General features: G+C 69.2%; 22 protein-coding genes and 2 pseudogenes. 12 read left to right on the top strand and 12 right to left on the bottom strand.

Translation table 11 applies throughout. From position 1 onward, the window contains the following. The first annotated feature begins 14 nt into the window (after window positions 1-14). The 8 genes from F1D61_RS15635 (at window position 15) to F1D61_RS15600 (ending at window position 8,721) form a co-directional block, all read left to right on the top strand. Window positions 15-992, top strand: coding sequence for a beta-ketoacyl-ACP synthase III (locus tag F1D61_RS15635; RefSeq protein ID WP_203158817.1), 978 nt, complete (start codon window positions 15-17; stop codon window positions 990-992). Between the two features lie 171 nt (window positions 993-1,163). Continuing rightward, window positions 1,164-1,481, top strand: a complete 318-nt coding sequence (locus F1D61_RS15630; RefSeq protein ID WP_203158816.1) for an integration host factor subunit alpha — start codon at window positions 1,164-1,166, stop codon at window positions 1,479-1,481. A 41-nt stretch (window positions 1,482-1,522) separates the two neighbouring features. Next, on the top strand, window positions 1,523-2,035 hold the full coding sequence (locus F1D61_RS15625; RefSeq protein WP_246775905.1) for a MerR family transcriptional regulator: 513 nt from the start codon (window positions 1,523-1,525) through the stop codon (window positions 2,033-2,035). Window positions 2,036-2,105: 70 nt separating this feature from the next. Next, window positions 2,106-2,576: a hypothetical protein gene (locus F1D61_RS15620; RefSeq protein ID WP_203158815.1), complete on the top strand. Its 471-nt coding sequence runs from the start codon at window positions 2,106-2,108 to the stop codon at window positions 2,574-2,576. Between the two features lie 201 nt (window positions 2,577-2,777). Continuing rightward, window positions 2,778-3,254 (top strand): 4-aminobutyrate aminotransferase, encoded by a 477-nt coding sequence (locus tag F1D61_RS15615; protein WP_203158814.1) that lies wholly within the window; start codon window positions 2,778-2,780, stop codon window positions 3,252-3,254. A gap of 343 nt (window positions 3,255-3,597) precedes the next feature. Continuing rightward, window positions 3,598-5,550, top strand: coding sequence for a PrkA family serine protein kinase (locus tag F1D61_RS15610; RefSeq protein WP_203158813.1), 1,953 nt, complete (start codon window positions 3,598-3,600; stop codon window positions 5,548-5,550). A 118-nt stretch (window positions 5,551-5,668) separates the two neighbouring features. After that, the gene (locus F1D61_RS15605; RefSeq protein ID WP_203158812.1) at window positions 5,669-6,985 is read left to right on the top strand and encodes a YeaH/YhbH family protein; all 1,317 of its coding nucleotides are present in this window, start codon (window positions 5,669-5,671) and stop codon (window positions 6,983-6,985) included. Window positions 6,986-7,140: 155 nt separating this feature from the next. Further along, window positions 7,141-8,721 (top strand): SpoVR family protein, encoded by a 1,581-nt coding sequence (locus F1D61_RS15600; protein ID WP_203158808.1) that lies wholly within the window; start codon window positions 7,141-7,143, stop codon window positions 8,719-8,721. A 229-nt stretch (window positions 8,722-8,950) separates the two neighbouring features. On the opposite strand, the gene F1D61_RS15595 is transcribed toward F1D61_RS15600, so the two are convergent. The 7 genes from F1D61_RS15595 to F1D61_RS15565 form a co-directional block, all read right to left on the bottom strand. Then, window positions 8,951-9,940 (bottom strand): branched-chain amino acid ABC transporter permease, encoded by a 990-nt coding sequence (locus tag F1D61_RS15595; RefSeq protein WP_203158803.1) that lies wholly within the window; start codon window positions 9,938-9,940, stop codon window positions 8,951-8,953. Between the two features lie 28 nt (window positions 9,941-9,968). Continuing rightward, window positions 9,969-10,856 carry a branched-chain amino acid ABC transporter permease gene (locus tag F1D61_RS15590; protein ID WP_203158802.1) on the bottom strand — a complete coding sequence of 296 codons (888 nt, stop codon included), beginning with the start codon at window positions 10,854-10,856 and terminating at the stop codon, window positions 9,969-9,971. Between the two features lie 79 nt (window positions 10,857-10,935). Continuing rightward, the gene (locus F1D61_RS15585; protein WP_203158800.1) at window positions 10,936-12,141 is read right to left on the bottom strand and encodes an ABC transporter substrate-binding protein; all 1,206 of its coding nucleotides are present in this window, start codon (window positions 12,139-12,141) and stop codon (window positions 10,936-10,938) included. A 119-nt stretch (window positions 12,142-12,260) separates the two neighbouring features. Then, entirely contained in the window at window positions 12,261-13,511 is a 1,251-nt protein-coding gene (locus F1D61_RS15580; protein ID WP_203158798.1) for an ABC transporter substrate-binding protein, read from the bottom strand. Beyond that, a complete protein-coding gene (locus F1D61_RS15575) occupies window positions 13,511-14,260 on the bottom strand; it encodes an ABC transporter ATP-binding protein (protein WP_203158796.1) in 750 nt (249 codons plus the stop codon). The genes F1D61_RS15580 and F1D61_RS15575 overlap by 1 nt, the downstream gene beginning before the upstream one ends. Continuing rightward, window positions 14,253-15,059, bottom strand: a complete 807-nt coding sequence (locus F1D61_RS15570; RefSeq protein ID WP_203158794.1) for an ABC transporter ATP-binding protein — start codon at window positions 15,057-15,059, stop codon at window positions 14,253-14,255. The genes F1D61_RS15575 and F1D61_RS15570 overlap by 8 nt, the downstream gene beginning before the upstream one ends. 123 nt (window positions 15,060-15,182) lie before the next feature. Beyond that, entirely contained in the window at window positions 15,183-16,280 is a 1,098-nt protein-coding gene (locus tag F1D61_RS15565; RefSeq protein WP_246775904.1) for an acyltransferase family protein, read from the bottom strand. 232 nt (window positions 16,281-16,512) lie between these two features. Between F1D61_RS15565 and F1D61_RS15560 the strand changes: the two genes are divergently transcribed. After that, window positions 16,513-17,229, top strand: coding sequence for a DUF4142 domain-containing protein (locus F1D61_RS15560; RefSeq protein WP_203158792.1), 717 nt, complete (start codon window positions 16,513-16,515; stop codon window positions 17,227-17,229). A gap of 489 nt (window positions 17,230-17,718) precedes the next feature. Here the strand turns inward: F1D61_RS15560 and modC are convergent. Then, window positions 17,719-18,812, bottom strand: a pseudogene (modC, locus tag F1D61_RS15555) (molybdenum ABC transporter ATP-binding protein). Further along, window positions 18,809-19,495: a molybdate ABC transporter permease subunit gene (gene modB / locus F1D61_RS15550; protein ID WP_203159097.1), complete on the bottom strand. Its 687-nt coding sequence runs from the start codon at window positions 19,493-19,495 to the stop codon at window positions 18,809-18,811. Before modB ends, modC begins: the two are co-directional and overlap by 4 nt. A 159-nt stretch (window positions 19,496-19,654) precedes the next feature. Between modB and F1D61_RS15545 the strand changes: the two genes are divergently transcribed. The 3 genes and pseudogenes from F1D61_RS15545 to F1D61_RS15535 all read left to right on the top strand — a co-directional run bounded on the left by F1D61_RS15545 (window position 19,655) and on the right by F1D61_RS15535 (window position 21,997). After that, on the top strand, window positions 19,655-20,332 hold the full coding sequence (locus F1D61_RS15545) for a glutathione S-transferase family protein (protein ID WP_203158791.1): 678 nt from the start codon (window positions 19,655-19,657) through the stop codon (window positions 20,330-20,332). 267 nt (window positions 20,333-20,599) lie between these two features. Then, the gene (locus F1D61_RS15540) at window positions 20,600-21,358 is read left to right on the top strand and encodes an HpcH/HpaI aldolase family protein (RefSeq protein ID WP_203158789.1); all 759 of its coding nucleotides are present in this window, start codon (window positions 20,600-20,602) and stop codon (window positions 21,356-21,358) included. Window positions 21,359-21,380: 22 nt separating this feature from the next. After that, a pseudogene (locus F1D61_RS15535) lies at window positions 21,381-21,997 on the top strand (alpha/beta hydrolase). 21 nt (window positions 21,998-22,018) lie between these two features. On the opposite strand, the gene F1D61_RS15530 reads toward F1D61_RS15535, so the two are convergent. The 3 genes from F1D61_RS15530 to F1D61_RS15520 form a co-directional block, all read right to left on the bottom strand. Further along, window positions 22,019-22,432 carry a type II toxin-antitoxin system PemK/MazF family toxin gene (locus F1D61_RS15530; RefSeq protein WP_203158785.1) on the bottom strand — a complete coding sequence of 138 codons (414 nt, stop codon included), beginning with the start codon at window positions 22,430-22,432 and terminating at the stop codon, window positions 22,019-22,021. Next, a complete protein-coding gene (locus F1D61_RS15525; protein ID WP_203158782.1) occupies window positions 22,404-22,649 on the bottom strand; it encodes an AbrB/MazE/SpoVT family DNA-binding domain-containing protein in 246 nt (81 codons plus the stop codon). The genes F1D61_RS15530 and F1D61_RS15525 overlap by 29 nt, the downstream gene beginning before the upstream one ends. Before the next feature lie 169 nt (window positions 22,650-22,818). Next, window positions 22,819-24,690 carry a M23 family metallopeptidase gene (locus tag F1D61_RS15520; RefSeq protein WP_203158781.1) on the bottom strand — a complete coding sequence of 624 codons (1,872 nt, stop codon included), beginning with the start codon at window positions 24,688-24,690 and terminating at the stop codon, window positions 22,819-22,821. Between the last annotated feature and the right edge of the window lie 11 nt (window positions 24,691-24,701).

The raw sequence follows: 24,701 nt of genomic DNA, 5'->3' as shown, positions 1-24,701 counted from the left end.
AGGGAGAACGCATCATGACCCGCCTTCGCTCGGTGGTGCGGGGCTGCGGCTCCTACCTGCCGCGGACGACCGTCACCAACGACGACCTCGCCGCCCGCGTCGACACCTCGGACGACTGGATCATCCAGCGCACCGGCATCCGCCAGCGCCACATCGCCGAGGCCGACGAGACCACCTCGGTGCTCGGCATCAAGGCGGCCGAACGCGCCTTGCAGGATGCCGGGATCGACGCCTCGACGATCGACCTCGTGATCTGCGCGACCTCGACGCCGGACCACACCTTCCCGTCGACGGCGACGCAGATCCAGGCCGGGCTCGGCATCCGGACCGGTGCCGCCTTCGACCTCCAGGCGGTCTGCGCCGGCTTCGTCTACGCCGTCGCCACCGCCGACAAGTTCCTCGTCACGGGCGCGGCCACCCGCGCCCTCGTCGTCGGCGCCGAGACCTTTTCGCGCCTGCTCGACTGGGAGGACCGCACCACCTGCGTGCTGTTCGGCGACGGCGCCGGCGCCCTGGTGCTGGAGGCCCAACCCGGCGAGGGCCTTGCGAGCGACCGCGGCGTGCTGACGAGCCAGCTCCGGGCCGACGGCCGCCATCGGGAAAAACTCTACGTCGACGGCGGGCCGGGCTCGACCGGCACCACCGGCAAGCTGCGCATGGTCGGCAAGGAGGTGTTCCGCTTCGCCGTCGGCTCGGTCACCGACGTGATCGCCCAGGCCTTCGAGGCCACCGGCACCACCGCCGACGATCTCGACTGGTTCGTGCCGCACCAGGCCAACCGGCGGATCATCGAGGCCTCGGCCGACAAGCTCGGCATCGCCCGCGAGAAGGTGGTGCTGACGGTGGATCGCCACGGCAACACCTCGGCGGCCTCGATCCCGCTCGCCCTCGACGCCGCCTGCCGGGACGGCCGGATCAAGCGCGGCGACCTCGTGATGATCGAGGCGATCGGCGGCGGCTTCACCTGGGGCAGCGCGCTGATCCGCTGGTAGGCGGAGCCGATCGACCCCGAAGGCAGGCCGGCCGAATATCCGGGCCAAGTATCCCGGCAAAGTAACCGGGAACCCGCCCAAGGCCCGGTTGACCCGGCGCGCACCGCCGATTAGCGTGCGCGATCATAGACATACGTTAGTTCGCGATTCAGCCGCCGGGGGAGCAGCACGATGGCAGGCAAGACGGTCACGCGGGCCGATCTGAGCGAGGCCGTCTACCAGCGGGTCGGCCTGTCGCGGACGGAATCCGCCGCCCTGGTGGAGACCGTCCTGTCGGAGATCTGCGGCTGCCTCTCCTCCGGCGAGACCGTGAAGCTGTCCTCGTTCGGCTCCTTCGTGGTGCGCGACAAGGGCAAGCGGGTCGGCCGCAACCCCAAGACCGGCGTCGAGGTGGCGATCGAGCCGCGCCGGGTGATGGTGTTCAAGCCCTCGAACGTGCTCAAGGCCCGGATCAACGGCGACGCCGCCCCGGACGAAGACGACAGTTGAGGCCGCCCGGGCACCACGCGGGCTGATTCGGGATCGGGCCGATGACCGGGATGCCGATCGAGGACGAGGATGTCTCGGAGCCCGGCGGCACCGACGCCCCCGTTCGCGCCCTTCTGCCTGAGAAAGAACCCGGCGCCTTCCGTACCATCAGCGAGGTCGCCGAGGACCTCGACCTGCCCCAGCACGTGCTGCGCTTCTGGGAGACGCGCTTCACGCAGGTGCGCCCGCTCAAGCGCGGCGGCAACCGGCGCTACTACCGTCCCGACGACGTCGATCTCCTGCGCGGCATCCGCCGCCTGCTTTATGGGCAGGGCTACACGATCCGGGGCGTCCAGCGGATCCTGCGCGAGCGCGGCATGCGCTTCGTCCAGGCCGTCGGCCGCGGCGAGCAGGTCGCCCCCGCCTTCGTCGAATCCGACCACGAGCCGGAACCCGAGGCCGCGCCGCCGCCGCTCGGGCGGGCGGACCGGGCGAGCCTGACCGCCGTTCTGGACGAGTTGCGGGCGTGCCGGCGGCAGCTGGCGCGCCTGACACCGACTGTGACGGACGACTGATCGGCGGGTCCGGCGCGGAATATGCCCGGCCACCCGGAGAACCGCCGCTTGGCCCCCGCGTTAGGCGCACATGGCCGACCCCCGCCGTCACGCTTCCCCGACCACCGAGCTGATCGCCCGGCTGATGCGCATCGTGCGCACCTGCCCGGAAGCCACCGCCGACGTACTCGAACTGGTGCTGCTGGTGAGCCAGATCGAGGCGATCCCGGTGGTCGACCGCGACTATCGCGACGCGAAGCGGGTGATCGCCCGTCTGCGCCAGCCGCTCTGGGACATGACGCCCGACCAGCGCGCGGTGCTGCGCCAAGCCGCCGACACGATCCGCGATGCCTGCCGCCTGCGCGAGAGCGACATCCCGGCCGACGCGATCGGCGATGCCGGCGAGCGGGCGCGGATCGAGCGCGGGCTCGCCTCGGCCCTTGCGGGCGAGTTCACGCCGGCCCAGATCGCCCGGGTGACCGGCGCCACCCTGGCGGTGCTGCAGGCGGCGACGGGCGACGCGTCGGGGGATGAGCCAAGGGACGAGCAAGGGGAGGGGTAGGATGATCGGCGACTATCCGGTCGAGGGGCGGGGCTACTGGATCTGGCTCGGCGGGGTCGCCCTGCTCGGCCTCTTCAACCTGTTCGTCATGCTGGTCCTGCACTGACGGATTGACGCTCCGGAAACACGGCCCCGGCCCTCGACGGCGCGAGCCCCGCTCCCCACATGCGGCCGGCATCCCCTCGGAGAGCAAGACGCCTCATGACCAGCCCCATCCGCCCGACCCTGGCACTCGCAATCCTGATGGCCGCCGGGCCCGTGCTGGCCGCCGGCCCCGCTTTCGCGCAAGCCCCCAAGGTGCGCGAGCACTCCGTCGTCTCCGGCAAGCAGGTCCGGCTGGTGATGGTGCCGAACCTGAAGAAGGATTGCTCGCTCGGGCCGCAGCCCGAGCTGAAGGTGACGAGCCCGCCGAAGAACGGCGCCCTGATCCAGCGCGCCGGCAAGGTGAAGACCCCCGCCACCTATCGCTGCCCCAACGCCGACGCCAACGTCCAGGCCCTGTTCTACGAGAGCAAGGCCGGCTTCACCGGCACCGACGAGGTGACGGTGGAGATCAAGGGCACCGACGGCAACGTCAGCACCCAGACCATCAAGCTCACCGTCGGGGGCGCTGGCACCAAGGAAGGCCCGAAGGACGGGGCAAAGGACGGCGCGAAGAAGGACGGCACCGACCTCTGACGCCCGTCCGACATCCGGTTCGAAACGAAGCGGGAACGACGGCCCTGCGGCCGGCGTTCCCCTCACGTCTCGCGGAGCAGCCGACGGCGCTCCGAGGGGTGTGGAAAAACCGGAATGGGCGTGTCCTTTACGGCACAGGGCCGGCGCGTACCGGGCTTTGGCCTTGGCGGATCTGCAACTTTCCCGACTGGCGCGGCACGCGCCTTGCTCGCAACCGGCCTGCATACAGGCTCCTGGCCGCCTCCGCACCCCTCCCAACGTCGCCGCGCTGCGACAAACATGGGGATATCGATTGCATCCGAGGCGGGACAGGATGATCCTGGCGATGTCGTGAGGGTCCGGAATGCCAATGCCGTCAGCGAGCGACCTCTTTCAAACTTTCGCGCGCAGCTACGAGTCCCGCCGGGACGCGGAGCTGTCTCTCTCCGAATATCTCGAAGCCTGCCGTGACAACCCCCTGATGTACGCGAGTGCGCCGGAGCGCATTCTCGACGCCATCGGCAAGCCAGAGTTCATCGACACGGCGCGGGACCCGCGTTTGGGCCGGATCTTCATGAACCGGACCATCCGCACCTATCCCGCCTTCTCCGAGTTCTACGGCATGGAGGAGACGATCGAGCGGATCGTCTCGTTCTTCCGCCATGCCGCGCAAGGTCTGGAGGAGCGCAAGCAGATCCTCTACCTGCTCGGGCCGGTCGGTGGCGGCAAGTCGTCGCTCGCCGAGCGGCTGAAGGCCCTGATGGAGGTGCATCCCATCTACGTGCTCAAGGCCGGCAACGAGATGAGCCCGGTCTTCGAGAGCCCGCTGGTGCTGTTCGACCCCGAGACGATGGGGCCGATGATCGAGGAGCGCTACGGCGTGCCGCGGCGGCGCCTGACCGGGCTGATGAGCCCGTGGTGCTTGAAGCGCCTCGACGAGTTCGGCGGCGACATCTCGAAGTTCAAGGTCGTCAAGGTCAACCCGTCGCGCCTGCGCCAGATTGGGATCGCCAAGACCGAGCCGGGCGACGAGAACAACCAGGACATCTCGTCCCTCGTCGGCAAGGTCGACATCCGCAAGCTCGAGACCCTGAGCCAGGCCGATCCCGACGCCTATTCCTATTCGGGCGGCCTCAACCGGGCGAACCAGGGCATCCTCGAATTCGTCGAGATGTTCAAGGCGCCGATCAAGATGCTGCACCCCCTGCTCACCGCGACGCAGGAGGGCAACTACGTCGGTACCGAGAATATCGGCGCGATTCCGTTCACCGGCATCATCCTCGCCCACTCGAACGAGGCCGAGTGGCAGAGCTTCAAGACCAACAAGAACAACGAAGCCTTCATCGACCGCATCTACGTCATCAAGGTGCCGTACTGCCTGCGGGTGACCGAGGAGCAGCGGATCTACGAGAAGCTGGTCTCGGGCTCCGAACTGGCCACCGCCCGCTGCGCCCCCGGCACGCTGGAGATGCTGGCCCGGTTCTCGGTGCTCTCGCGCCTGCGCGAGCACGCGAACTCGAACGTCTTCTCCAAGATGCGGGTCTATGACGGCGAGTCCTTGCGCGAGGTCGATCCCCGCGCCCGCTCGATGCAGGAATACAAGGACACCGCCGGCGTCGACGAGGGCATGGACGGGATCTCGACCCGCTTCGCCTTCAAGGTGATGGCCGCCACCTTCAACCACGACACCACCGAGGTCTCGGCCGACCCGGTCCACCTGATGTACGTCCTCGAGCAGTCGCTGCGCCGCGAGCAGCTCCCCCCCGAGACCGAGAAGCGCTACCTCGAATTCATCAAGGGCGAGCTGGCACCGCGCTACGCCGAGTTCATCGGCCACGAGATCCAGAAGGCGTATCTCGAATCGTATCACGATTACGGCCAGAACCTGTTCGACCGCTATATCGACTACGCCGATGCCTGGATCGAGGACCAGGACTTCAAGGACCCGGAGACCGGGCAGCTGCTCAACCGGGAACTTCTGAACCAGGAACTCACCAAGATCGAGAAGCCGGCGGGCATCGCCAACCCGAAGGATTTTCGCAATGAGGTGGTGAAGTTCGCCCTGCGCTCGCGGGCCCAGCATGGCGGGCGCAACCCGTCCTGGACCTCCTACGAGAAGATCCGCGAAGTCATCGAGCGGCGGATGTTCAGCCAGGTCGAGGAATTGCTGCCGGTGATCTCCTTCGGCTCGAAGAAGGACAGCGAGACCGAGAAGAAGCACGGCGAGTTCGTCGAGCGGATGAAGGATCGCGGCTATACCGAGCGCCAGGTGCGTCGCCTGGTCGAGTGGTACATGCGCGTCAAGCAGGCGGGCTGACCCGCGATCGAACCAACAAGGCCCGCGGAAGGATCTTCCGCGGGTCTGCCACCCAGGGAGCGGTGGCGGGGACTATGCCCGATACGGTAGGATGGCGTGATCGGAGAGCGCGAAGCGGATGCACATCATCGATCGACGCCTCAATCCCGGCGGCAAGAGCCTGGCGAACCGGCAGCGTTTCCTGCGCCGGGTCCGGGACGTGGCCCAGCGCGCCGTGCGCGAGGCGGCCCGGGACAAGGACATCAAGGATCTCGGCAAGGACGGCAACGTCACCGTGCCGGTCGACGGGGTGCGCGAGCCGAAATTCACCCGCAACCCCTCGACCGGGATCAACGACCACATCCTGCCGGGCAACAAGACCTATATCGAGGGTGACCTGATCGAGCGCCCGCCGGGCGGCGGCGGGGGAGGGGGCGGCAGCGGCGAGGGCAGCGACGGCGGGGCCGACGGCGAGGACACGTTCCGGTTCGTCCTCACCCGCGAGGAGTTTTTGGAACTCTTCCTCGAAGACCTCGAATTGCCCGACCTCGCCAAGCGCCGCCTCGCGGTGGTCGAGACCGCGACCCTGCGGCGGGCCGGCTACACGGTGTCGGGCTCGCCCGCGAACCTGGCGCTCGGGCGGACCCTGCGCAACTCGCTGTCGCGGCGCATCGCGCTGAAGCGGCCCAAATCCGTCGAGATGGAGGCCCTGGCGGAGGAGATCCGGGCGCTGGAGGAGAGCCAGCCCGACGCGGTGATCCTCGACGAGTTGAAGGCGGAGCTGGAGCGCCTGCGCACCCGCTCGCAGCGCATCCCGTACGTCGATCCGATCGACCTGCGCTACCGGCGCTTCGAGCCCTATCCGCGGCCCGTCGCCCAGGCGGTGATGTTCTGCCTGATGGACGTCTCGGGCTCGATGACCGAGCACATGAAGGACCTCGCCAAAAGGTTCTACATCCTGCTGCACATCTTCCTGACCCGGCGCTACAAGCACGTCGAGATCGTCTTCATCCGCCATACCGACCACGCCAAGGAGGTCGATGAGGAGACGTTCTTCGGCTCGCGCGAGACCGGCGGCACGCTGGTCTCCTCGGCTTTGGTCGAGATGAAGCGGATCATCGCCGAGCGCTACAATCCCGAGGACTGGAACATCTACGCGGCGCAAGCCTCGGACGGCGACAACGTGTCGAGCGACGGCGCCACCTCGCAGGATCTCCTGCGCTCGGCCATCCTGCCGGCCTGCCAGTACTTCGCCTATCTCGAGGTCGGCGACGAGGGCGGGCCGCGGGCCGGCTTCGTCGAGCACCGCACGACGTTGTGGCGCACCTACGAGCCGGTCGCGAAGACCAATTCGGTGCTCGCCATGCGCAAGGTCAACCACCGCCGCGACATCTACCCGGTCTTCCGCGAGCTGTTCGCCCGCAGCAAGGCCGGGCAGGAGGCCGCGTCACCGTGACGAGGGCGCGGCCGTCCGAGGCCGCGCGTTTCAGAGTTCAGGGTTCGCATCCCGCCGGGGGATGCTCCGGATTCAGTTTAGCCGCATTTTCTTCGACGAACCGGTCTCCACGTCGTCGGAAAATGCTCCAGAGGCACCGGGAGGTCCGACGCCCGATGAGTTCCGCCACCTTCGGCGCGCGGCCCGCCGGCCCGGCCGTGATCGCCAAGAACACCCCGCTCTTCACCGGCAACGACTGGGATTTCGACACGATCCGGCGCATCCACGACGCCTGCGAGGCGATCGCCGGACCGGAACTCGGCTTGAGCTGGTATCCGAACCAGATCGAAATCATCACCGCCGAGCAGATGCTCGACGCCTATGCGTCGATCGGCATGCCGCTGTTCTACAAGCACTGGTCGTTCGGCAAGCACTTCGCCCAGCACGAGGCCGGTTATCGCCGCGGCCTGATGGGGCTGGCCTACGAGATCGTCATCAATTCCGATCCGTGCATCTCCTACATCATGGAGGAGAACACGGCGACGATGCAGACGCTGGTCATCGCCCACGCCGCCTTCGGCCACAATCACTTCTTCAAGAACAACTACCTCTTCCGGCAATGGACGGATGCGGAAGGCATCCTCGACTACCTGGATTTCGCCAAGACCTTCATCACCCGGTGCGAGGAGCGCTACGGCCACAACGCCGTCGAGGCGGTGCTGGACGCCGCCCACGCCCTGATGAACCAGGGCGTCCACCGCTACCCGCGCAAGAAGCGGCCCGACCTCTCCTCCGAGCAGCGCCGCGAGCGCGAGCGGCAGGAGCACCAGGAGCGGATGTACAACGACCTCTGGCGCACCCTGCCGGCCAAGACCCAGGCCGGCAAGCCGGACCCGCATGCCGAGCGGCGCCGGGCGCTCCTGGAACTGCCGCAGGAGAACATCCTCTACTTCCTGGAGAAGGCGGCGCCGCGGCTCCAGCCGTGGCAGCGCGAGATCCTGCGCATCGTCCGCCACGTGGCGCAGTATTTCTATCCCCAGCGCCAGACCAAGGTGATGAACGAGGGCTGCGCCACCTACAACCATTACCGGATCATGACCCGGCTGTCGGAGACCGGGCAGATCGACGAGGCGGCCTACCTCGAATTCCTGCAATCGCACACCAACGTGATCCGCCAGCCGACCTATGACGACCGGCATTACGGCGGCCACAACCCCTACGCCATCGGCTTTGCCATGATGACGGACATCGCCCGCATCTGCACCGAGCCGACCGAGGAGGACCGGGCCTGGTTCCCGGACATCGCCGGCAGCGGCGACGCGATGGGGGTTCTTCGCGATGTCTGGGCGAATTACCGCGACGAGAGCTTCATCGCGCAGTTCCTCAGCCCGAAGCTGATGCGCCAGCTGCGGCTGTTCCACGTCACCGACGATCCGGACAAGCCGGAACTCCGGGTCGAGGCGATCCACGACGAGCGCGGCTACCGGAAGTTGCGTCGGGCCTTCGCGCGGCAATACGACGTCGCCTGGCTCGACCCGGACATCGAGGTGGTCGACGTCGACCTCGAAGGTGACCGCAAGCTGATCCTGCACCACAAGGTGCTCAACCGCGTCCTGCTCAACAAGGACGACGCGATGCGGGTGCTGCAGCACCTCGCCGACCTGTGGGGCTACGACGTCCTGATGAAGGAGGTCGATACCACGACCGGCGCGGTGCTGAAAGAGCACACCGCCAGCGCGCGGCCGACCTTCTTCTGAGGTCTGCTGCCACCCGGCCTCGGCGGATCTGCCGGCCTCGGTGCCATTCCCGGGGCCGCGCAGCGGAACCCGGGATCCATGACCGCTGACGGTGTAGGACGAGGCGGAGCGCTGGTCGCTTCGCTTATGATCGTCGGCGGTCATGGGTCCCGGGTTCCCGGCTGCGCCGGGCCCCGGGATGACGCGGAGGGTGGAAACTCCGCGGAGCAGCGTGGCGAATCCCCCGCCCTCAGAGCGGCCGCTTCAACGTCCGGGCCACCAGACCCAGGATGCCTTCGCGGAACACCAGCACGCAGACCACGAACACCACGCCCTGGATGATCGTCACCCAGGCGCCGAACTGCGCCAGGTAGTTCTCCATCGCGATGATGACGAAGGAACCGAGGATCGGGCCGAACACCGTGCCCATGCCGCCGACCAGCGTCATCAGCACCACCTCGCCCGACATCGACCAATGCACGTCGGTGAGCGAGGCGAGCTGGAACACGATCGCCTTGGTCGAGCCGGCCAGGCCCGCCAGCGTCGTCGAGAGCACGAACACCGCGAGCTTGTACTGGTTGGCGCGGTAGCCGAGCGAGATCGCCCTCGGCTCGTTGTCGCGGATCGCCTTCAGCACCTGGCCGAAGGGCGAGTGGATGATGCGGTAGATTAAGAGCAGGCCGAGGAAGAAGATCACCGCGACCAGCGCGTAGAGCACCCGGTCGTCGGCGAGGCTGATCACCCCGAACAAGTTGCCGCGCGGCACCGCCTGGATGCCGTCCTCGCCGCCGGTGAACTTGGCTTGCAGCGAGAAGAAGAACACCATCTGGGCGAGCGCCAGGGTGATCATCGAGAAGTAGATGCCCTGGCGGCGGATGGCGAGCGCCCCGAAGACGAGGCCGAGGAGCGCGGCCATCAGGGTGCCGCCGAGGATCGCGAGTTCCGGCGTCAGGCCCCAGTACTTGGCGGTATAGGCGGTGACGTAGCTCGCCATGCCGAAATAGGCGGCGTGGCCGAAGGACAGAAGGCCGCCGTAGCCGAGCAGCAGGTTGAAGGCCAGCGCGAACAGCGCAAAGCACAACACCTTCATCAGGAAGACGGGATACAGGATGAAGGGCAGCACCGCGAGCATGACCGCGATGATGACGAAGACGAGGCGGTGGAACACCTTGGCGTCCCGGCCTTCGGGCAGGGTGGGGGCGATCGGGGAGGCGTCGGTGGACGCCGCGGCGGAGGACATCTTGGTGAGTTCCTTCAGGCGAGGCGGGTCAGGCGGTGCGGCCGAACAGGCCGGCGGGCTTCACCAGCAGCACCAGCACCATGATGACGAAGATCACGGTCGAGGAGGCTTCCGGGTAGAACACCTTGGTCAGGCCCTCGACCAGCCCGAGGCTGAAGCCGGTGATGATCGAGCCGAGGATCGACCCCATGCCGCCGATCACCACGACCGCGAAGACCACGATGATGATGTCGGCGCCCATGTTCGGGTTCACCGAGTAGACGGGGGCGGCGAGCACGCCCGCGAAGGCGGCGAGCGCCACGCCGAAGCCGTAGGTCAGCGTCAGCAGCAGGGGCACGTTGACGCCAAAGGCCTGGACCAGGGTCGGGTTCTCGGTCGCGGCGCGCAGGTAGGCGCCGAGCTTGGTCTTCTCGATGACGAGCCAGGTGACGATGCAGACGATCAGCGAGGCGACGACGACCCAGCCGCGGTAGTTCGGCAGGAACATGAACGGCAGGCGCTGGCCGCCGGACAGCTCGGCGGGGATCGCGTAGGGCAGGCCCGACACGCCGTACTCGTTGCGGAACAGGCCCTGGATGATCAGCGCCAGGCCGAAGGTCAGCAGCAGGCCGTAGAGGTGATCGAGCTTGTACAGCCGCGAGATCAGCAGCCGTTCCAGGATCACCCCGAAGATGCCGACGATGATCGGCGCCAGGAGCAGCGCCCACCAATAGCCGAGGCCGGCATAATTCAGCAGCATCCAGGCGACGAAGGCGCCCATCATGTACTGTGCGCCGTGGGTGAAGTTGATGATGTTCAACAGGCCGAAGATGATCGCCAGCCCGAGCGACAGGATGGCGTAGAACGAGCCGTTGATGAGGCCGAGCAGGAGCTGGCCGAAGAGCGCCTGCATGGGGACGCCGAGGATCGTGGGCATGGGGTCTGGCGACTCGCGTGGGGACCGGGCCTGATTCGGATGGGCCGGCGGCGCTCGCGGAGCGCCGCCGGAATGAGCGTCAGCTCTTGTTCACCAGCGGGCAGTTGCCCTGGTTGAGCGGGCGGAACGCCTCGTTGCCGGGGATCGTCGCCAGGGTCTTGTAGAGGTCCCACGGGCCCTTCGACTCGGCCGGCTTCTTCACCTCGAACAGGTACATGTCGTGGATCGTGCGGCCGTCGGGACGGATGTTGCCCTTGCCGAAGAGCGGATCGTCGGTCGGGATCTCCTTCATCCTGGCGACGACCTTGCCCCCGTCGGAGGCCGACTTCAGCCCCTCGACCGCCTTGAGGTAGTGCAGCACGCTGGCATAGACGCCGGCCTGCACGGCGGTCGGCTTCTTGCCGCCGTTCTGCTTGGCGAAGCGGTCGGAGAAGGCGCGGGTGCCGTCGTTGAGGTCCCAGTAGAACGGCTCGGTCAGCACCAGGCCCTGCGCGATCTTCGGGGTCAGGGCGTGGATGTCGGAGGAGAAGATCAGCAGGCCGGCGATGGCCTGGCCGCCCTCGGTGATGCCGAACTCCGCCGCCTGCTTGATGGCGTTGATGGTGTCGCCGCCGGCATTGGCGAGCCCGATCACCTTGGCGCCCGACCCTTGCGCCTGGAGCAGGAAGGACGAGAAGTCGGCAGTCGGGAACGGCGTCTTGACCGCGCCGACGACCTTGCCGCCGTTCTTGTTCACGACCTCGCTGGTGTCGCGCTGGAGCGCCTGGCCGAAGGCGTAGTCGGCGGTGAGGAAGAACCAGGTGGTGCCGCCGCGCTTGACCATGGCGCCGCCGGTGCCGTTGGCCAGCGCCACCGTGTCGTAGGTCCAGTGGACGGTATTGGGCGAGCATTGCGGCCCGGTGAGGTCGGCGGTGCCGGCGCCCGAATTGATGAAGGCCTTGTTCTTCTCGCGCGTCACCTGGTTGACGGCGAGCGCCACCGAGGAGGTCGGCACGTCGAAGATCGCGTCGACGCCGTCGCGGTCGTACCATTGCCGGGCGATCGAGGCGCCGACATCCGGCTTGTTCTGGTGGTCGGCGGCGACGATCTCGACCTTCAGGCCCTTCTCGGCGGCCTTGAAGTCCTCCACCGCCATGCGGGCGGCGACGACCGAGCCCTCGCCGGCGATGTCGGCATAGACGCCCGAGCGGTCGTTCAGCACGCCGATCTTCACCGGCGTCTGCGCCAGAGCCTGGCTGGCGGCAACGGCGCAGAGCGCGCTGGCGAGCAACAACCGTTTCAGCATCAAACGTCCTCCCTGGTGGTGCCGCCCGCACGCGGCGGCGTTCCCTCGAAATCTCGTCTCGACATCCCGGCGGGCCTGTCCCGGTCCGCTTCTCGTTGTTAGGCCGTGCCGGCCCCGCGTCAGGGCCGCGCGCCCACGTCCTGCGCCGCCGTCTCGGCCTGCGCGGCCTGGGTGACGAGCGGGCAGCCGCCCCGGTCGAGGGGCCGGAAGGCCTCCACGCCGGGAATCGTCGCCAGCGTCCTGTAGAGATCCCACTCGCCCTTCGATTCTGACGGCTTCTTGACCTCGAACAGATACATGTCGTGGATCTTGCGGCCGTCCGGCCGGATCGTCCCCTTGCCGAAGAGCGGGTCGTCGGTCGGCAGGTCCTTCATCGTCGCCACGACGCGGCGGCCGTCATCGGCCTTGTTCAGGACCGCGACCGCCTTGAGGTAGTGCAGCACCCCGGCATAGACCCCGGCCTGGGCCGCGGTGGGCTTGCGGCCCCCGAAACGGCGGGCGAAGCGGTCCGAGAAGGCGCGGGTGGCGTCGTTGAGGTCCCAGTAGAACGGCTCGGTCAGCACCAGCCCTTGCGCCACCTTCGGGGTCAGGGAATGGATGTCCGAGGAGAAGATCAGGAGGCCCGCCAGCGCCTGGCCGCCCTCGGTGACCCTCAGCCGTGCCGCCTCCCGCACCGCCCCGATCGTGTCGCCGCCGGCATTGGCGAGCCCGATCACCTTGGCGCCCGAGGCTTGCGCCTGGCGTAAGGCGGGCGCGAAGTCCGAGGCCGGGAACGGCGTCTTGACGCTGCCCAGCACCGTGCCGCCGTTGCGCAGGATCAGCGCCGTGGTATCGCGCTGCACCGCCTCGCCGAAGGCGTAGTCGGCGGTGAGGAAAAACCAGGTGGTGCCGCCGCGCTTGACCATGGCGCCGCCGGTGCCGTTGGCCAGCGCGACGGTGTCGAAGGTCCAGTGGACGGTGTTGGGCGAGCAATCCGGGCCGGTGAGGTCGGCGGTGCCGGCGCCCGAATCGACGAAGACCTTGTTCCGCTCGCGGGTGACCTGGTGGACGGCGAGCGCCACCGAGGAGGTCGGGACGTCGAAGATCGCGTCCACTCCTTCCCGGTCGTACCAGGCCCGGGCGAGCGCCGCGCCGACGGCGGGCTTGTTCTGGTGGTCGCCGGCCACGACCTCGACCGCGAGGTCGCGCGCGAGGGGGCGGAAATCCTCCACCGCCATGCGGGCGGCGACGACCGAGCCCTCGCCCGAGATGTCGGCATAGACGCCCGAGCGGTCGTTCAGCACGCCGATCTTCACCGGCGTTCCCGCAAGCGCTGCCACACTCGGCGCGAGGCCCACCAGCAGGGCCGTGAGGAGGACCCGCGCCCGCATCACACGCCGAGATAGGTGTGGAGCTTGTCGATGTTGGCGTCGAGTTCGCTGTTGGGGATCATGTCGATCACCCGGCCCTGCTCGACCACGAAGTGCCGGTCGGCCACGGTCTGGGCGAAGCGGAAGTTCTGCTCCACCAGGATGATCGTGTAGCCCTCGGATTTCAGCCGGGCGATGGTCCGGCCGATCTGCTGCACGATGACCGGGGCGAGGCCCTCGGTCGGCTCGTCGAGCAGGATCAGCTTGGCGCCGGTGCGCAGGATGCGGCCGATGGCGAGCATCTGCTGCTCGCCGCCCGAGAGCTTGGTGCCCTGGCTGCCCGAGCGCTCCTTGAGGTTGGGGAACAGGGTGTAGATCTGGTCCACATTCATCCCGCCGGGCTTCACCCGCGGCGGCAGCATCAGGTTCTCGTAGACCGACAGGCTCGAGAAGATGCCGCGCTCCTCCGGCACGTAGCCCAAGCCGAGCTTGGCGATGTTGCGCGAGGCCATGGCGATGGTCTCGGTGCCGTCGTAGCGGATCGAGCCCTTGCGCTTGCCCAGGATGCCGATGATGGCGCGCAGCGTCGTGGTCTTGCCCGCGCCGTTGCGGCCGAGCAGGGTCACCACCTCGCCGGGCTTCACGTCGAAGGTGATGCCGTGCAGCACGTGGCTCTCGCCGTACCAGCCCTCGAGCCCCTGCACCGTCAGCAGCGGCGCGGCGCTCGCGCCCGCAGCGGGGACCGGCTTCGTCATCACCGCCTCAGCCATGTCCGGCTCCGATATACGCCTCGACCACGCGGGGATCCTTCGACACGGTGGCGTAGTCGCCCTCCGCCAGCACCTGCCCGCGCGCCAGCACGGTGATGCGGTCGGAGAGCGAGGCCACGACCGACAGGTTGTGCTCGACCATCAGGATGGTGCGGTTCGCCGAGACCCGGCGGATCAGCGCCGCGGTCCGGTCGACGTCCTCGTGGCCCATCCCGGCCATCGGCTCGTCGAGGAGCAGCATCTCGGGCTCGAGCGCCAGGGTGGTGGCGATCTCGAGCGCCCGCTTGCGGCCGTAGGACAGTTCCACCGCCGGGATGTCGGAAAAGTCCGACAGGCCGACCGCCTCGACCAGCTGCAGCGCCTCCTGGTTCAGTGCCCGCAGGACCGTCTCGGAGCGCCAGAAGTCGAACGAGTCGCCGCGCTTGCGCCGCTGCAGGGCGATGCGGACGTTCTCCTTAACCGTCAGGTGCGGGAAGACCGCCGAGATCTGGAACGAGCGCACCAGGCCGAGCCGGGCCACGTCCGCCGGCTTCATGCCGGTGATGTCGCGGCCGTTGTAGCGGATCGAGCCCGCCGACGGCGTCAGGAACTTCGTCAGCAGGTTGAAGCAGGTCGTCTTGCCGGCGCCGTTCGGGCCGATCAGAGCGTGGATGGTGCCGCGCGTCACCTCGAGCGTCACGCCGTTCACGGCGCGGAAGCCCTTGAATTCCTTGGTCAGCCCCTCGGTGGACAGGACGATGTCCCGTCCCTCGGCACCCGCTCGGGCGCGTCCCTCGGCGTGGGTGGTCGGTTGAGCCATGTCGGCGCGTGACCCCTGCGTTTCCTCACTCGCGCTTATGCGCGTATCGCATAGCGAAACAGCATGCCGCGGATGGAGTGTCAACGGGTTCGCGCCGTCCCGGCACGAGGACATCCGGGCTTGTCAGCGCTTAATTCGCCGTCGATCGCGGTGTGCGTGCCGGTTCGAGCAGGGCTCGCGCGGCGCGAGTGAGGGGGCGTTCGACGGTGCGATGCAGCAGGATCGCCGCGAGGCTCGCGAGAACCAGCATCGGGACGACCAACGGGCCGGGCCCGATCGCGCCGGCGAGGCCGCTCGCCTCGGCGACGAGGCGCAGGCCCCGTACGACGAAGGGATGAGCGAGATAGAGCGCGTAGGACGCGTCCCCGAGCAGGATGGCCGGGCGGAGCCGGCGCCCCGTCTCGCTTGCCGGCCCGAGCGCCGCCGCCGCGACGAGGAGCAAGGCAGGCCCGCCCCAGGCGAGGCAGCGGGGAGGGCGGGCGTCTCGCCGGCGAGCGACAGCAGGGCGAGCCCCGCGACGGCCAGGACCAGGCGCGCGAGGCCTGGCAGGCGCAATCCTTCCTGCCGCGCCAGGCCCAAGCCGGCGCCGCAGGCGAATTCGAGCACGATCGGGTCGCTCCAGAACGCGAGCGCCACCGGCAGCGGCCCCGCCACCCGTCCGATCACCACGAGGCCGGCCAGCAGCGCCAGCACGCCGAGAACCGCAGCCCGTCGCCCGAGCGGCAGAACGAGGGCGAAGACGACGTAGAACGCCATCTCGTAATTGAGCGTCCAGCCAAGCGAATAGAGCGGCTGCACCGCCCCGTCGGCCCGGGCCATCGGCCAGAACAGGTAGGAGGCCGCAAGATAGCCCGGCCCCTCGGCCCCGGTGCCGAGGAGGCCGGGCCGCGCCCAGGCGAGGGCGAGGACGACCGTCGTGGCGAGCCAATAGAGCGGCACCACCCGGGCGATCCGGTGGGCGAGGAACGTCCTTCGTGCATCCGCCCGCCCGTGCAGGGGGCTCGAGGCGTGCACGATGATGAAGCCGGAGATGACGAAGAACACGTCGACCCCCGCCGGCCAGGGCAGCCACGCCGCCGGCGTGAAGGCCAGTCCAGCCCGGGCGGCGAGGCCGGCGACCTCGAACTGCGCGTGGCCGGCCGCGACCATCACGGCGGCGAGCGCCCGCAGGACCTGGATCGGCGGCAGGAGGGTGGGGCGGGTCACGGGAGGGCCGGTCACGTCGCTCTGTCGTGCCCGGACGGTCCGGGACGTCGCGGGCCGTCATACCGGAGCGGGCCGCCATCCGGCCAGGGGCGGGCCATGACGATGATGACGCAAAGGTGGGAACAATGATCGCGAAAGCTCGTTGTCCGCACCGAAAGCGTCCTGCCAAGCCGCTCCACATGAACGGCTCGATATTCGGTCGTCGACCGAGCCCGACGCTCAAGAACAGATTTTCAGGAGATCACCCATGAAGAAGCTCGTTGCCCTGACCGGCCTTGCCGTTGCGCTCGCGACCCCCGCTTTCGCCCAGCAGATCGGCAACTTCAACGAGTTCCGCTCGATGGCGCTGATGTCGAACGCGTTCGAGGTGAAGTCGAGCCAGATCGCCCTCGACAAGTCGCGCAACCCGCAGATCCGCACCTATGCCCGCGAGATGATCCGCGACCACCGCGCCGCCAACGTCGCGCTGCTCGGCGGCCGTGAGAACGTGGCCCGCGGCACCGGTGCCGGCATCGGCGGCCTGATCGAGGCGCCCTTCGCTATCGCGGGCGGCGCGGTCGGCGCGGCCACGGGTGCGGCGGCCGGCGTGGTCGGCGGCACCCTCCAGGGCGGCCCGGTCGGCGGCCTCGAGGGTCTCGGTGCCGGTGCGGCCCGCGGCGCGCGGATGGGTGCCAACGCGGTCGATTTCGACGGTGACGTGACCACCACCGCCGCCACGGGCGCGATCCCGCTCGGCCCGCAGCAGCAGGCGATGCTCGCCGAACTCGCCGAGACCCCGGCCGGCCCGGCCTTCGACCGCACCTATGCCCGCATGCAAGTCCAGGCCCACGCCATGACCGTGGCCAACTACCAGGCCTACGCCCAGTCCGGCCCGAACCCGGCCCTGCGCACCTACGTCCAGCAGGCCCTGCCGGTCGTGCAGCATCACCTGGCGCAGGCCCAGCGGCTGCCGGGCGCCCGCTGAGCACAGACCATCCGGTGAGGTGACGGAGCGGCGGGCCGGAAGGCTCGCCGTTTCCGTTCGTGTCGGGCAGGTATGCCCATGGCCTTCGGAGGCGGTGCCGAAACACCGAAAGATTCGGGCTCGCCGATTGATTGACGGAGCGACCAGGCCTATCTTCAAGAAGTGAGGACCCGCAGGTGGCCGCCCGCGAGCCCTCTTGTCAAGCGATCCGAACCGCTACATGAGCCCGATCGTGATGGTCAGAGACCATCCGGTCGGGCTTTTCGCGATGGTGATGGTGAGTATCGGAAAACCGCTCACATCCTTCACCTCCTTCCCGGCCATGCCTGCTCAGCCCTTTCGGGTTTCGACGGCGGCCGGCGAATGCCGCCGTAAATCCACGCGCCATGGACTTTCGCAGCCGGGAAGGTGTCCGCTGACGCAAGGACCATAGCGGCTGCCGGGGGGATTGTCTCCCTCTCGTCTACGCGCCTTCGCTGCGGCACTCCGTTAGATCTCGACTGCCCCGATCGTCTCCTCGTCGAACGCCACGCTCTTCACGATCGCCAGGACCGGCAGCCCCGGCACGAGGGCGAGGTCGTGGACGGCGAGGCGCGTCACCTCGGCGATGAGGCTCGCCTCGCCGCAGGCGATCTCCACCCGGGCATGGGGGCCGTCCCCCGGCGTCACGGCGGTGACGGTGCCGGGGAGCACGTTGCGGGCGCTCAACGAGCGTGGCGCCTCGCGGGCCACCATCACGTCGCGGGCCCGCACCCGCACCCGCACGCTCGTGCCCACCGGCAGAGGAAGGCGCGGCACGGTCAGGCGGCCGGGCGCGCCGTCGAGCCGGGTAAGGCCGAAGGCGTCGTCGTGGGCGACGATCCGCAGGTGCAGGAGGGCGCCGGTCTCGCCGATGTCGCGGCCCGGGAAGAGGGCGCCCCGGCGCAGGATCTCGGCGGCGGGACCGCAGGCCGCGACTCGGCCCTGATCCAGCACCACCACCGTGTCGGCGAGGCGCGCCACCTCGGCGAGCGCGTGGCTGACATAGACGATCGGCACCCGCGCCTCGTCGCGCAGGCGCGCCACGTAGGGCAGGATCTCGGCCTTGCGCGCCTCGTCGAGGGCCGAGAGCGGTTCGTCCATCAGGAGGAGCCGCGGCCGGGCGAGCAGGGCCCGGCCGATCGCCACCCGCTGGCGCTCCCCGCCCGACAGCCCGGCCGGCCGCCGGCCGAGCAGGGGAAGAGGCCGAGAAGGTCGGCCACCGCCTCCAGGCTCGGACCGCCGGTGCGGTCACGGGCAAACCAGCGCCCGAACAGCAGGTTCTGGCGCACGCTGAAGTGCGGCATCAGCCGCGCGTCCTGGAACACGTAGCCGATCCGGCGCCGATGCACCGGCACGATCACGCCGTTCTCCGTATCGAGCAGGGTGACGCCGTCGACGACCACCCGCCCGCGATCAGGCCGCACCAGCCCGGCGATCACGTCGACGAGGGTCGACTTGCCGGAGCCGGAACGGCCGAACAGGGCGGTGACCCGCCCCTCCGCCGTGAAGGCCGCGTCGAGCGCGAAGGCGCCGCGGGCGTGCCGGACCGCGACCTCGATCATGCGCCCAGCCTGCGCCTCGCCCGCCGGGCCAGCCACTCGGAGGCGAGCAGTGCCGTCATCGACAGGGCGACGGAGACCAGGGTGAGGCGGAGCGCCCCCGCCTCGCCCCCCGGCACCTGGGTCAGGGTGTAGATCGCGGACGGAAGCGTCTGGGTCTCGCCCGGAATGTTCGACACGAAGGTGATGGTGGCGCCGAACTCGCCCATCGCCTTGGCGAAAGCGAGCACCGCCCCGGCGAGGATGCCCGGGAGCGCGAGCGGCAGCGTGACCACGAGGAAGACCGCGGCCGGCGAGGCCCCGAGCGTGCCGGCGGCCTGTTCCAGCTTGCGGTCGACCGCCTCGAGGGAGAGCCGCATCGCCCGCACCATCAGCGGAAAGCCCATCACCGCGCAGGCGAGCGCCGCCCCGGTCCAGCGGAACGAGAACACGATCCCGACCTCGGCCAGAGCCGGCCCGAACCATCCCCGGCGCCCGAAGGCCAGCAGCAGCACGTAGCCGGTCACCACCGGCGGCAGGATCAGGGGCAGGTGGACCAGCCCGTCGAGGAGCGCCCGGCCGCGGAATTCCCGCCGGGCGAGGAGATAGGCGACGGCAAGCCCCGGCAGCAGGCTCGCCGTCGTCGCCACGCTCGCCACCAGCAGGCTGAGCCGGAGCGCGCTCCACTCGTCGGGGGTGAGGAACAGGGGAGGGGGTCTTTCCGCGGGTTCGATCCGGCACCATGGCGGAACGGCGCCGGGAGTCCAGGCCCTGCGCGGCAACGCTGGGTTTCAGGCCGGACGATTGATCCGCGCCGGCATCTGGGGCCTGACTTGTCGCATGCCACCCCGCTCCCGGAGGCCCGGATGATCACGTTCTACTTCAACGGCTCGCCCAACCCGACCAAGGTCGCGCTCTTCCTGGAGGAAGCCGGGCTGCCCTACGAGCCGGTGGCGGTGGATACCCGCAAGGGCGAGCAATTCGCGCCCGACTTCCTGAAGCTCAACCCGAACGGCAAGGTGCCGGCGATCGTCGACGACGGCACGGTGGTGTTCGATTCGAACGCGATCCTGCTCTACCTCGCCGAGAAGACCGGCCGATATCTGCCGCCGGCCGAGGAGCGCGGCGCGCTCCTGTCCTGGCTGATGTTCGTCGCGACCGGCATCGGGCCGTTCTCGGGCCAGGCGGTGCATTTCCGCCATTTCGCCCCCGAGACGGTGCCGTACGCCAACACCCGCTACCAGTACGAGGTGAAGCGCCATTACGGCGTCCTCGACGGGCACCTCGCCGGGCGCGAGTGGATGGTGGGCGACGCCTACGGGATCGTCGACATGGCGGTGTGGGGCTGGGCGCGGATGCTGCCCTTCGTGCTCGGCGAGGGCGCCTTCGACGCCTTCCCGAACCTGAAGCGCCATACCGACGCGATCACCGCCCGCCCCGCCGCCGCGAAGGCCGTCGCCTTGAAGGACCGCTTCCCCTTCAAGGCGGAACTCGACGCCGAGGCGCGCGGGCACATGTTCAAGCACCTGAAGCCGGCCGTCTGACGGCCTGCTCGACTTGTCGTGCCAATGTTCCGGCACGAAAATCGACAACTCTCCTCGTCATCCCGGGTCTCGACGAAGCCGAGAACCCGGGATCCATGACAGCTGGCCTTTCAGGACAAGGTGGAGCGCAATCCGCCTCTTTTTCCAATGTCGGCGGTGATGGATCCCGGGTTCCGCTGCGCGGCCCCGGGATGACGGTGGAGGGTTTCAGCTCGGTCGGCTCACCCGGTCATTTCGAGCCTGAAATCAAAAAGGGGAGGAGACGCCATGAAATCCTTCGACAACCCGTTCAAGCGCGCCCTGGCTGAAGGGCGGCGGCAGGCCGGCCTGTGGATGACCACCGGGTCACCCGGCATCACCGAGCTCGCCGCCGGTGCCGGCTTCGCCTGGATGCTGATCGACATGGAGCATTCGCCCAACGACCTGATCCAGGTCGTCGACCACTTGCGGGCGGCGGAAGGCGGCACCGCCGAGCCGGTGGTGCGGGTGCCGTGGAACGAGCCGGTGATGGTCAAGCGCCTGCTCGACCAGGGCGCCCGCTCGCTGATGTTCCCGTTCGTGCAGAACGCCGAGGAGGCGCGCCGGGCCGTCGCCGCGACGCGCTACCCGCCCCACGGCATCCGGGGCTTTGCCGGCACCTCCCGGGCCACCGGTTACGGCCTGCGGCCGGACTACCACGCCCGCTCGGGGGGCGAGGTCTGCGTCATCGTGCAGGTCGAGACCAGGGAGGCGCTGGAGGCCGCCGGCGAGATCGCCGCGGTGGAGGGCGTCGACGGCGTGTTCATCGGCCCGAACGATCTCGCCGCCAGCATGGGCCATCTCGGGGAGCCCAACGCGGCCCCGGTCCGGGCCGAGATCGCCGCGGCGCTGCCGCGCATCCGCGGAGCCGGCAAGGCAGCGGGCCTCCTCAACTTCAACGAGGCCGGCGCCAAGGCCGATTTCGAGGCCGGATTCGCCTTCGTGGCGGTGGCCGGCGACGCCCACTTGCTTGCCCGCGAGACGCAGCGGGTCGCGAAGCTCTTCTGACGCATTTCCGGAGTACGAAAAGATGGCCGCCCTGTCGTTCCAGCACCGCTTCGAACCCGCCACCGATGCGGAGTCCGTGCCGCTCCTTCTCCTGCACGGGACCGGGGGCGACGAGGACGATCTCCTGCCGCTGGGCCGGGCGCTGTCGCCCGGGCGGCGCTGCTCTCGCCCCGCGGCCAGGTGCTGGAGGGCGGCGCGCCGCGCTTCTTCCGCCGCCTCGCCGAAGGTGTGTTCGACGAGGAGGACGTGGTGCGCCGGGCCGGAGACCTGGCGCGTTTCGTGACCGCGGCGCGTGCGGAATACCGCATCGCCGCGCCGCTCGCCGTGGGCTTCTCGAACGGCGCCAACATCGCCGCGGCGCTGATGCTGCTGCATCCGGGCGTGCTCGCCGGCGCCGTGCTGCTGCGGGCGATGGTGCCGCTCTCGACCCCGCCGGCCGGGCGCCTTCAGGGTGAGCCGGTGCTGATCCTGTCGGGCCGGATGGACCCGATCGTGCCCGCCGACAACGCCGCGCGCCTCGCCGCGATGCTGAATCAGGCGGGCGCCGCCGTCACCCACGAGGTGCTGCCCGCCGGCCACGGCCTGTCGCAGGCGGATCTGGTGCGGGCGAGGACGTGGCTGACGGGAAGGCCTGCCTGACCGGGCGGCCGCGATCGTCTCTCAGGCAAGCCCGATCAAGGCCGCGAGGCGGGCGCGCACGTCGGCCATCAGTTCGGGCGGAGCAACGGCAAGCGGGCACGCACCGCGCTCGTGCCATGACACGCTCTTCGCTTGGTCGGACAGCACGACGCCGCGCAAGCTGTCCTGTTCCGCTCCGTCGAGGAGGCCGAGACCTGGCGGGAGGGCAATGCCCGGCGGGACCGGAACCGCGAAAGGATAATCCTTCACGCGGCTGGTGATCGGGCAGACGATGCAAAGCCGCGTCACTGTATTATAGCGCTTCGGCGTAAGCACGAGGGCCGGGCGGATGCCGGCCTGCTCGCGCCCGGCCTGCGGGCTGAAGTCGAGGGCAATAATTTCGCCGAAATCCGGGCAGTGCGGCTGATCAGGCGATTTCTGCGCCTCGCGGAGCATCCGCGAAATATTCTTCATAAATATTCTCTTCCGTGATGCCGGCGAGCAACTCGTCGAGCGAGTAGCGGGGCTGCTGGTGAATGGGCTTCACGATCAATTTTCCGGATTCGACGCTCAGGTCTGCCGTCGTGCCTTCTGCCGCGCCAAGCTCACGTAATGCGTGGCTCGGAATACGCAGGGCGATACTATTGCCCCATTTTGCGAACTGCACGAGCATTGCTAACCCTCAAACACACACCCTGACACATATCGGTTGTCGATACGAGGTATATACGTACCGGCGATTCCACACAAGGTGCGCCCCAGGCTTGCACAGGCGTCGCCCGCTTGGGGGCGAGGGCAGGCCGGGCAATGCGGCGTCTTCTTTCGTCAGCGACGGAATCCCCTCACGTCCGCTCCGCCACCGTCTTGCCCCCGTGCTTCTGCCGCAGCGCGTCGATCTGCTCCTCGGCCTGGCGGAAGGCGGCGAGGTTCGGGCCGGTCAGCTCGCGGGCGCTCGGCAGGCGGATCTTCATCGGGTCGACGAAGCGGCCGTTGATCGCGACCTCGTAATGGACGTGCGGGCCGGTCGAGAGGCCGGTGGTGCCGACCGCGCCGATCACCTGGCCGAGGCGCACCCGGGCGCCCGGCGCGATGCCGCGGGCGATCCGGGCCATGTGGTTGTAGGCCGTGGTGTAGCCGTTGGCGTGCTGGAGCTCGACCCGGTTGCCGTAGCCCGATCGGGCGCCGGCCGAGACCACCGTGCCGTCGCCGGTCGCCATGATCGGCGTGCCGCGGGTCGCCGCCCAGTCGACGCCGTTATGCGGCCGGGAATAGCCGAGGATCGGGTGCAGCCGGGGACCGAAGGGCGACGAGATCCGCCCCTCCGCCACCGGGCGACGCATCAGGAATTTCTGGCTCGAGCGGCCGTTCGGGTCGAGGTAGTCGACCTCGGGCGTGCCGGGCACCCGGTAGCGATAGAGGCCGTAGGTCTCGTCGTGGATGCGCAGTCCGACATAGAGCAGTTCGGGCTTGGCGTCGTCGTCCTCGGTGAAGAACAACTCGGCCCGATCGCCCGCATTGGTGCGCTGCTGCAGGTCCGTGGAGGTCGCCAGCGCCATGACCATCTCCTCGATGATCGGGCGCGGCACGCCGTTCTTGAGCGCGGTGCCGTACAGGCTCTCGTAGAGGGTGACGCCGGATTCGTCGTCGTCGTCCTGCGCGGCCCCCGCCCGGGGCGGTGCCACCGACACGAAGCCGCCGCGGTCGTTGGCGGCGACGATCTCCTGGATGCCGTCCTCGCCGTAGAGGGTGACGCGCACGATGCCGCGCGCGCTCCCCTTGCTGTCGCCCTCCGGCGCGATGAGCAGGCGCACGTGCTGGCCCTCGGACAGCTCGCCCTTCGCCCGGGCGCTGAGGCTTGCCAGCATGGCGGCGAGCCGCGCCGGCTCCGCGCCGTTGCGCTTCAGGAGGTCCGCCAGGCTCTGGTCCTTGGCCAGCACCACGTCGCGCTCCTCGAACAGGCGTGCATCCTCTCCGCCGGTGCTGGTCTCGGGGATCTCGGTCAGGTTCTCGGGGAGGATCCGGACCTCGATGTTGCGGAACCGCGCCTCGACCCCCGGATCGTCGGGGAGGGCGGCCGGCCGCAGGGCCCGGGACAGCAGGCGCTCGGCCGGGAAGGCCGGCGGCAGCGTTCCCCCGGCGAGGCTCTGGGTCTCGGCGACCAGGGCGTCGACCTCCGCATCGGTGAGGGCCGGCGCCTCGTCGTCGAGCGCCGCCTCGGCGAGAGGGCTGCGCGTCAGGGTGACGGCGGTCTCGGCCGGATCGGTATCGCCCTCGGCGGCGGCCGGCGCCTCGATCCGGGCGCTGCGCAGGGGGTCGAAGGGCGGCACCGGCACGTCGGGCGCCCGCAGGGGCAACTCGGTGGCGATCTGCACGTAGGCGTGGACGCGGATCACCTCGCGCTCCCCGGCGCGCTCGCTCATCGGCGCCTTGAAGGCGGTCTTGGTCGCCACGATCATCTCGTCGCGCACCAGCCGGTCGCCCTTGCGGGCGACGTCGCCGGAGCCGCCCTCGCCATGGGGCGGCAGGGCCCGCTCGGGCGGCGTCGCGACCACGCCGTCGGCGGCGGCGAGGAAGAGCGCCACGCCGATCAGCCCGGCGCCGGTGATCCCGGTGAGCAGGCTGCCGGCGAGCCAGCGCAGGTTGAGGGCCTGCCGGGGCGGCCGCGATGCGGCAGGCGAAGCGGGGAGGGAGGGCGCGTCGACGAAAGCGGACAAGGACTGGAGGC

Source organism: Methylobacterium aquaticum, assembly GCF_016804325.1.
Lineage (GTDB): Bacteria > Pseudomonadota > Alphaproteobacteria > Rhizobiales > Beijerinckiaceae > Methylobacterium > Methylobacterium aquaticum_C.
The sequence above is the reverse complement of the archived record's forward strand: the minus strand, read 5'-3'. Positions and strand labels throughout refer to the sequence as shown.

Bases quoted from the DNA above. Each gene is read 5' to 3' on its own strand.
- F1D61_RS15545 (WP_203158791.1), top strand. From the start codon at position 19,655: ATGATCACGTTCTACTTCAACGGCTCGCCCAACCCGACCAAGGTCGCG.
- F1D61_RS15615 (WP_203158814.1), top strand. From the start codon at position 2,778: ATGACCAGCCCCATCCGCCCGACCCTGGCACTCGCAATCCTGATGGCC.
- F1D61_RS15585 (WP_203158800.1), bottom strand. From the start codon at position 12,141: ATGCTGAAACGGTTGTTGCTCGCCAGCGCGCTCTGCGCCGTTGCCGCC.
- F1D61_RS15625 (WP_246775905.1), top strand. From the start codon at position 1,523: ATGACCGGGATGCCGATCGAGGACGAGGATGTCTCGGAGCCCGGCGGC.
- F1D61_RS15530 (WP_203158785.1), bottom strand. From the start codon at position 22,432: ATGCTCCGCGAGGCGCAGAAATCGCCTGATCAGCCGCACTGCCCGGAT.
- F1D61_RS15600 (WP_203158808.1), top strand. From the start codon at position 7,141: ATGAGTTCCGCCACCTTCGGCGCGCGGCCCGCCGGCCCGGCCGTGATC.
- F1D61_RS15570 (WP_203158794.1), bottom strand. From the start codon at position 15,059: ATGGCTCAACCGACCACCCACGCCGAGGGACGCGCCCGAGCGGGTGCC.
- F1D61_RS15525 (WP_203158782.1), bottom strand. From the start codon at position 22,649: ATGCTCGTGCAGTTCGCAAAATGGGGCAATAGTATCGCCCTGCGTATT.
- F1D61_RS15575 (WP_203158796.1), bottom strand. From the start codon at position 14,260: ATGGCTGAGGCGGTGATGACGAAGCCGGTCCCCGCTGCGGGCGCGAGC.
- F1D61_RS15630 (WP_203158816.1), top strand. From the start codon at position 1,164: ATGGCAGGCAAGACGGTCACGCGGGCCGATCTGAGCGAGGCCGTCTAC.
- F1D61_RS15610 (WP_203158813.1), top strand. From the start codon at position 3,598: ATGCCAATGCCGTCAGCGAGCGACCTCTTTCAAACTTTCGCGCGCAGC.
- F1D61_RS15590 (WP_203158802.1), bottom strand. From the start codon at position 10,856: ATGCCCACGATCCTCGGCGTCCCCATGCAGGCGCTCTTCGGCCAGCTC.
- F1D61_RS15580 (WP_203158798.1), bottom strand. From the start codon at position 13,511: ATGCGGGCGCGGGTCCTCCTCACGGCCCTGCTGGTGGGCCTCGCGCCG.
- F1D61_RS15560 (WP_203158792.1), top strand. From the start codon at position 16,513: ATGAAGAAGCTCGTTGCCCTGACCGGCCTTGCCGTTGCGCTCGCGACC.
- F1D61_RS15540 (WP_203158789.1), top strand. From the start codon at position 20,600: ATGAAATCCTTCGACAACCCGTTCAAGCGCGCCCTGGCTGAAGGGCGG.
- F1D61_RS15620 (WP_203158815.1), top strand. From the start codon at position 2,106: ATGGCCGACCCCCGCCGTCACGCTTCCCCGACCACCGAGCTGATCGCC.
- F1D61_RS15605 (WP_203158812.1), top strand. From the start codon at position 5,669: ATGCACATCATCGATCGACGCCTCAATCCCGGCGGCAAGAGCCTGGCG.
- F1D61_RS15595 (WP_203158803.1), bottom strand. From the start codon at position 9,940: ATGTCCTCCGCCGCGGCGTCCACCGACGCCTCCCCGATCGCCCCCACC.
- F1D61_RS15635 (WP_203158817.1), top strand. From the start codon at position 15: ATGACCCGCCTTCGCTCGGTGGTGCGGGGCTGCGGCTCCTACCTGCCG.